Genomic DNA, 6,137 nt, shown 5'->3' on the forward strand with positions numbered 1-6,137 from the left:
TCACATTGTAGTCAATCACGCGTTTGACAGGCACGAGTACCTTCATTTTGCGTTTGCTCCTCACAAATAACGGTAAGCCGCCCAGCGACTCCACCAATGCTCTCGGGGGGATGAATAACGCCTCAATTCGACCTGCAACAGGGCAAAATCGTCACGCCATGGCCCTGGGACGTCGCGTTTTGTGTTTTTTGACGCAACTTCCCATCACTTAACGGTTAGCGCCCGCCCTTCGGGCCGGGGTTCCGCCCTTCCGGTCGCCGCAGTGTCCACTGGACACTGCGCCGCTTTCAGCGGTTCGCGCCCGGAACCCACAGCACGTCCTGAGTGCCGTTTTCGTTGGCGCAACGCGCGGCGACAAAGAACCAGTCACTGAGGCGATTGAGGTATTTCACGGCGGCCGTATTTACCGGCTCCATGTTGGTCAATTCAACTGCCAGACGCTCGGCCCGGCGCGAGACCGTCCGGCACACATGCAGATGCGCTGCCAAACGCGAACCGCCGGGCAGAATGAAGCTGCGTAGCGGCTCCAGCGTTTCGTTCATGACGTCGATCTCAGCTTCCAAACGGTCAATCTGAGATGCAACGATGCGCAGCGGGGGATAGTCGGCCTCGGCATCTTTTTCCATATCAGGGCGGCAGAAATCGGCACCCAGATCGAACAGGTCGTTCTGGATGCGGGACAGGGCGGCGTCGACCTCGCCGTCCGCTTCGGTGCGGGCAACGCCGACGAAAGAATTCAATTCGTCCACGGTGCCATAGGCGGCTACACGGCCAGAATATTTTGCAACGCGTTCGCCATTGCCCAAAGCGGTTTTGCCGTCATCGCCGGTGCGAGTGTAAATCTTGTTCAGAACGACCATTTACTGTGCCCCTTGTCCACGCAGCCAGACGTAAAGCACGATCAGTATCACGGCAATGAACTGAAACAGAATGCGCAGGCGCATCATCTTGTTGCTTTTCATTGCGGCCGCCTTGCCGCTCTTGCCGAAGTTTGAGATGCCAATCGCCAGCACGACGACAACAGCCGCCATGGCCAGCAATAAAATGACCATCAATAGGTCCATGGGTACACCGTCCGCGTTTTCTGTTTTCTTAGGCTATCATCTAGACCTATGGACATGAAAAGCGAACGGGTAATTTCGCCTCAGACGTCCGACAGGATTCGGTCTATGGTTCGGGTTGGCAGGATGCGGCGGAGGTATCCGGCAATATAGGTCGGCGTCGTAACGTAGTACCGTGCGCGCGGTCGCTTGGATTCCACCGCATGGGCCAGCTTGTCGGTCACCGCTGACGCAGGCAGTTCGAACCGGTCTGGACCCGGGGAGGATTCGTATAATCTTTTCAACAGTGAAGACTCATAGCGCTCTCGCAGGGCCGAGCTTTCCCAGTTGATGAAACGTTCGAAGAAGGGGATCGAGTTTTCTCGGATTTTTGAAGTGATCGGGCCGGGTTCGATCAGGATCACCTTGATGTCAGAATCCGCCAGTTCCAGACGCAGCGTGTCTGTCAGGCCTTCCACTGCGTATTTTGTGGCCACATAAGCACCACGCCACGGATAAGCTACCAGACCCAGCACCGATGAGTTCTGAACGATTCGCCCATGCCCCTGCGCCCGCATAACAGGAATCACCTGTCGGGTCAGTTCGTGCCAGCCAAAGAAATTGGCCTCGAATATCTGGCGCAGGCCGTCTGTCGGCAAGTCCTCGACCGCACCAGGCAGGCCATGCGCTCCGTTATTGAACAGTGCATCCAGCGTGCCGCCAGTGGCTTCGCACACCGAAGCCACACCAGAGGTAATGCTATCGGTGTCAGTGTAATCGATGCGCGGACTTTCAAATCCCTGCGCCCGAAGCCGATCGCAGTCACGTTGCTGGCGGCAAGATGCAAAGACCCGCCATCCACGCGCACGCATGCCATGGGCAGCATCCAGGCCAATGCCCGAGGAGCAGCCGGTGATAAGAATGGTTTTCTGCATGATCCTCCCGCCTTCGAACCTCACCTATAGCTATTGCGAGGATGGGGGCAGGACAATGACACGACTGCGTCAGTTTGAGATTTTTCGCACCAACGAGGCCGAAATCCAACCGACCTGTTGCTGCGGCAACACGCGCAGACGCAGCCAGCCGGTGCCAGACTCGCTCAGAATCTCGACCTGCTGACCCATGGTGGCTTTGCCTATGATCGGGTAGATCGTGCCCGGCCCGTCGCGCATGTTCACTCGGGTACCCGAAATCTCTCGGATGTCTTTTGTGGGTTCGGGGATGGAAGGTGCCGCGGTCTGGATATCTTGTGTTTCGTCCGCAATCTGGCGCAGCCCGGCCACGCCATCTTCAAGCGAGGCCAATGTGATGTTGGCGCTTTGATCCTCGAACACCGAGAAGCCCGGGAATGACGCGAGGCTGGCGTCATCCGCTATGAACTCAACCACCTCTTCCAAAGCAGGCTCTGGCTTGGTGCGAATTGACGGGGCGCGGATCGTGACGTTGGTCACAAGCTCTTCTGGCTGGGCGGATGCGACTGATCGGATCGGGGTGGGCGCCACCCGAGCAGGCTGCTCAGCGCGCAGGCCACGCGGTTCGAAGTCTGGTCCGTCGCTCATCACGTAGAAACACCAACCGAGTGCAGCGAAAGTGATAACAATAAGGCGCGTCATGGCGCATCCCCCGGATCAATAGCTGGAAATAAGAAATAGGCCGAAATCTAATCCATTCAGCGTACCATATTTCAGGGTTCGAGTCGAAAGACGGGGGAAATCGGGGGGTTGCCTCCCCCTGTTGCAAAAAGCGCCACTTGTCCCCAGCAAAATACGTGTTGCTTGCTTTACCAAGGCGCTCTTGCGGCGTATCACATCATATATGACCGATACGATCGACGACCCCAATATGGAGACCCCTGACAATGGGGGCGAGATAGCTGAACCGCTGCGCCGCGCGATTGGCGAGCGCTATCTGACCTATGCGCTGTCCACCATCATGCACCGTGCGCTGCCTGATGCGCGCGACGGGCTGAAGCCGGTTCACCGGCGAATCCTCTACGCGATGCGAGAGCTGCGACTCAGCGCGACGGGCGGGTTCCGTAAATCCGCGAAAATCTCGGGCGACGTGATGGGTAACTATCACCCGCATGGTGACGCCGCGATTTACGATGCGATGGCGCGTCTGGCGCAGGACTTCAACGTCCGCTACCCGCTGGTCGACGGGCAGGGGAACTTCGGCAATATCGACGGTGATAACCCGGCGGCCTCGCGCTATACCGAGGCGCGGATGACCATCGTGGCCGAGGCGCTGCTCGAGGGTCTGAACGAGGACGCCGTCGATTTCCGCGACAACTATGATGGCACACTGACCGAGCCGGTCGTTCTGCCTGCGCAGTTCCCGAACCTGCTGGCCAATGGCTCCAGTGGCATTGCGGTAGGCATGGCGACAAATATCCCGCCGCATAACATCTCGGAACTCTGCGATGCCTGCCTGCATCTGATCAAGACGCCGGATGCGCGCGACGACACTCTGCTGAATTATGTGCCAGGTCCGGACTTTCCGACCGGCGGCGTGATTGTTGAGCCGCCTGAAAACATCGCTCAGGCCTATCGCACCGGGCGCGGGTCGTTCCGTCTGCGCTGCAAGTTCGAGGTCGAGGATCTGGGTCGTGGCCAGTGGCAGATCGTTGTCACCGAGATCCCCTATCAGGTTCAGAAATCCAAGCTGATCGAAAAGATCGCGGAACTGATTCAGACCAAGAAGATTCCCATACTTGCGGATGTGCGTGACGAATCCGCCGATGACATCCGCCTGATCCTCGAACCACGTTCCAAGAACGTGGACCCCGAGGTGCTGATGGGCATGCTCTACCGCAACTCGGACCTCGAAGTGCGGTTCAGCCTGAACATGAACGTGCTGATCGACGGTGTGACGCCCAAGGTCTGTTCGATGAAGGAAGTGCTGCGCGCCTTCCTCGATCACCGGCAAGAGGTGCTGATCCGCCGCTCGCGTCACCGGATGGCGAAGATCGACCACCGTTTGGAGGTGTTGGAGGGCTTTATTGTTGCCTTCCTGAACCTCGACCGTGTGATCGACATTATCCGTTACGATGACGACCCCAAAGCCGCGCTGATGCGCGAGGATTGGGGTATCGACCACATCCGTGCGACCAGTGAGGCCGATTATGTCTCGCCCAAGCCAGGCGAGGGCGAGTTGTCCGAGGTTCAGGTCGACGCGATCCTCAACATGCGCCTGCGCAGCCTGCGCCGTCTGGAAGAGATGGAGCTGGTCCGTGAGCGGGACGAGCTGATGCTGGAACGCGCCAATCTCGAAGACTTGCTGGCCGATCCCGCCCTGCAATGGGCCAAGATCGCCGAACAGTTGAGAGAGACCAGAAAGACCTTCGGCAAGGATTACGAAGGCGGCGCCCGCCGGACTCAATTCGCCGAGGCCGGGCAGGTCGAGGAAGTCCCGCTTGAGGCGATGATCGACCGCGAACCGATCACGGTTGTCTGCTCTCAGATGGGTTGGATTCGGGCCATGACCGGTCACATCGACCTTAAGCGTGAGCTAAAATTCAAGGACGGTGACGGCCCGCGTTTCATCTTCCACGCGGAAACGACCGACCGGTTGCTTGTGTTTGCCTCGAACGGGCGATTCTACACCGTCAGCGCCGCTAACCTACCCGGTGGGCGGGGAATGGGCGAACCGCTGCGTCTGATGGTCGACCTGCCGAACGAGGTGCAGATCATCGACATCCTGATCCACAAACCCGGGCGCAAGCTGCTGGTGGCCTCGGATGCGGGCAACGGTTTCATGGTGCCCGAAGATGACGTGCTGGCCCAGACGCGCAACGGTAAACAGGTGCTGAACGTCAAAGGCGACGAAACCGCGATGATCTGTAAGCCGGTCGCGGGCGACCACGTGGCTGTCGTATCCCAGAACGGCAAGTTCCTTGTCTTCCCAGCGGAAGAACTGCCCGAGATGACACGTGGCAAGGGTGTACGTCTGCAGAAATACAACATGGCTCGTGGACGGCAGGGTACGCTAGAGTTGGATGGCGGGTTGTCAGACATCACCACCTTCAACTGGGAAGAGGGCCTGAAATGGTCCATGGGTGGCGACAAAACCCGGCACGAGGCCGATATGTCCCAATGGCTGGCAAAACGCGCCAGCGTCGGAAAAAAGCCGCCCTACGGCTTCCCGCGTGATTATAAATTCTCGTGATCGGGCAGGCGTCTGGGGTAGAATTCCGCCGATACGACTTGGCACAGGCTGTATCGGTGCGTTAGATCAAGGAAAACAGGCCTATCGAGAAGAGACATGTTGCGCATTCTGACACTAATCACCGGACTGGCCCTGATGGGCGCTTGTACGCAGACGCAGTTGTATGAAGAGCCCGAGTCGCTTGGGGAATTCAAACTGCGGGTGAACTATGCCTTTGCTGACAAGGCGGTTCAGGGGCCGGTGTCGCGGGACGCCACTCCGGACGAATGGACGTCTGCAATCCAGAACGCGGTCGATATCCGGTTGGGTCGCTATGTGGGCGCGCAGGAATATGACATCGGAATCAGCCTCGAAGGCTATATGCTGGCGCCCCCGGGCGTGCCTATCCTCTATAATCCAAAAAGCACGGCGATCGTTCTGGTGAACGTGTACGACGTGAACAAGAAAGAGTTCCTTGCCAAGGGGAAACAGTTCCAGGTTCTGGAAGACACGACCGGTGGCAGCGCTTTGAAAGGTTCGGGCCACGAGCGCACCAAAGAAGAACAAATGAGCGGGCTGGCCCTGAAAGTCGCGGACCGAGTCGAGGAATGGCTGGCCGAAGAACATGAAGAGAACGGTTGGTTTGATCGCCGTCCGAACTTGATCCAACCGCTCGATTCTGGCGTGGTGACGCAAAATCCGGCGTCATAAATGGCTTTTAACGCAGGATGTGCTTGATTTTCCCCTTTGAACCAAATATCTCGCGCGCGCAGATGTAACCACGGGACCAAGGGTCCCCCAAATCGCAAAAGGGCGCCTGAGGAATGGCAAAGGAAAAGTTTGAGCGTACAAAACCGCACGTCAACATCGGTACGATTGGCCACGTTGACCACGGCAAGACCACGCTGACCGCAGCAATCACCAAGTATTTCGGTGACTTCAAAGCGTATGACC

7 protein-coding genes are annotated in these 6,137 nt (G+C 58.1%); 3 read left to right on the forward strand and 4 right to left on the reverse strand.

All coding sequences use genetic code 11. The features are described from left to right. Positions 1 to 287: 287 nt before the first annotated feature. The 4 genes from GOW93_RS20475 to GOW93_RS20490 all read right to left on the reverse strand — a co-directional run bounded on the left by GOW93_RS20475 (position 288) and on the right by GOW93_RS20490 (position 2,653). A complete protein-coding gene (locus GOW93_RS20475; protein WP_170388218.1) occupies positions 288 to 860 on the reverse strand; it encodes a cob(I)yrinic acid a,c-diamide adenosyltransferase in 573 nt (190 codons plus the stop codon). Beyond that, positions 861 to 1,064: a twin transmembrane helix small protein gene (locus GOW93_RS20480; RefSeq protein ID WP_170388220.1), complete on the reverse strand. Its 204-nt coding sequence runs from the start codon at positions 1,062 to 1,064 to the stop codon at positions 861 to 863. It abuts the gene before it with no gap. Between the two features lie 80 nt (positions 1,065 to 1,144). Then, entirely contained in the window at positions 1,145 to 1,975 is an 831-nt protein-coding gene (locus GOW93_RS20485) for an SDR family NAD(P)-dependent oxidoreductase (protein ID WP_170388222.1), read from the reverse strand. A 69-nt stretch (positions 1,976 to 2,044) separates the two neighbouring features. Further along, positions 2,045 to 2,653, reverse strand: coding sequence for an SH3 domain-containing protein (locus GOW93_RS20490; RefSeq protein WP_254443703.1), 609 nt, complete (start codon positions 2,651 to 2,653; stop codon positions 2,045 to 2,047). A gap of 202 nt (positions 2,654 to 2,855) precedes the next feature. On the opposite strand from GOW93_RS20490, the gene GOW93_RS20495 reads away from it, so the two are divergent. The 3 genes from GOW93_RS20495 to GOW93_RS20505 all read left to right on the forward strand — a co-directional run. Then, positions 2,856 to 5,204: a DNA topoisomerase IV subunit A gene (locus GOW93_RS20495; RefSeq protein WP_170388225.1), complete on the forward strand. Its 2,349-nt coding sequence runs from the start codon at positions 2,856 to 2,858 to the stop codon at positions 5,202 to 5,204. A gap of 96 nt (positions 5,205 to 5,300) precedes the next feature. Next, positions 5,301 to 5,894, forward strand: coding sequence for a hypothetical protein (locus GOW93_RS20500; RefSeq protein ID WP_170388227.1), 594 nt, complete (start codon positions 5,301 to 5,303; stop codon positions 5,892 to 5,894). A gap of 113 nt (positions 5,895 to 6,007) precedes the next feature. After that, on the forward strand, positions 6,008 to 6,137 hold a 130-nt coding region (locus GOW93_RS20505; RefSeq protein WP_254443686.1), incomplete at its 3' end, for a GTP-binding protein.

The organism is Ruegeria atlantica (assembly GCF_013032455.1).
Classification (GTDB): Bacteria; Pseudomonadota; Alphaproteobacteria; order Rhodobacterales; family Rhodobacteraceae; genus Ruegeria; species Ruegeria atlantica_B.

Coding starts and splice junctions, on each gene's coding strand:
- GOW93_RS20490 (WP_254443703.1), bottom strand. CDS start 2,653: ATGACGCGCCTTATTGTTATCACTTTCGCTGCACTCGGTTGGTGTTTC.
- GOW93_RS20480 (WP_170388220.1), bottom strand. CDS start 1,064: ATGGACCTATTGATGGTCATTTTATTGCTGGCCATGGCGGCTGTTGTC.
- GOW93_RS20495 (WP_170388225.1), top strand. CDS start 2,856: ATGACCGATACGATCGACGACCCCAATATGGAGACCCCTGACAATGGG.
- GOW93_RS20485 (WP_170388222.1), bottom strand. CDS start 1,975: ATGCAGAAAACCATTCTTATCACCGGCTGCTCCTCGGGCATTGGCCTG.
- GOW93_RS20475 (WP_170388218.1), bottom strand. CDS start 860: ATGGTCGTTCTGAACAAGATTTACACTCGCACCGGCGATGACGGCAAA.
- GOW93_RS20500 (WP_170388227.1), top strand. CDS start 5,301: ATGTTGCGCATTCTGACACTAATCACCGGACTGGCCCTGATGGGCGCT.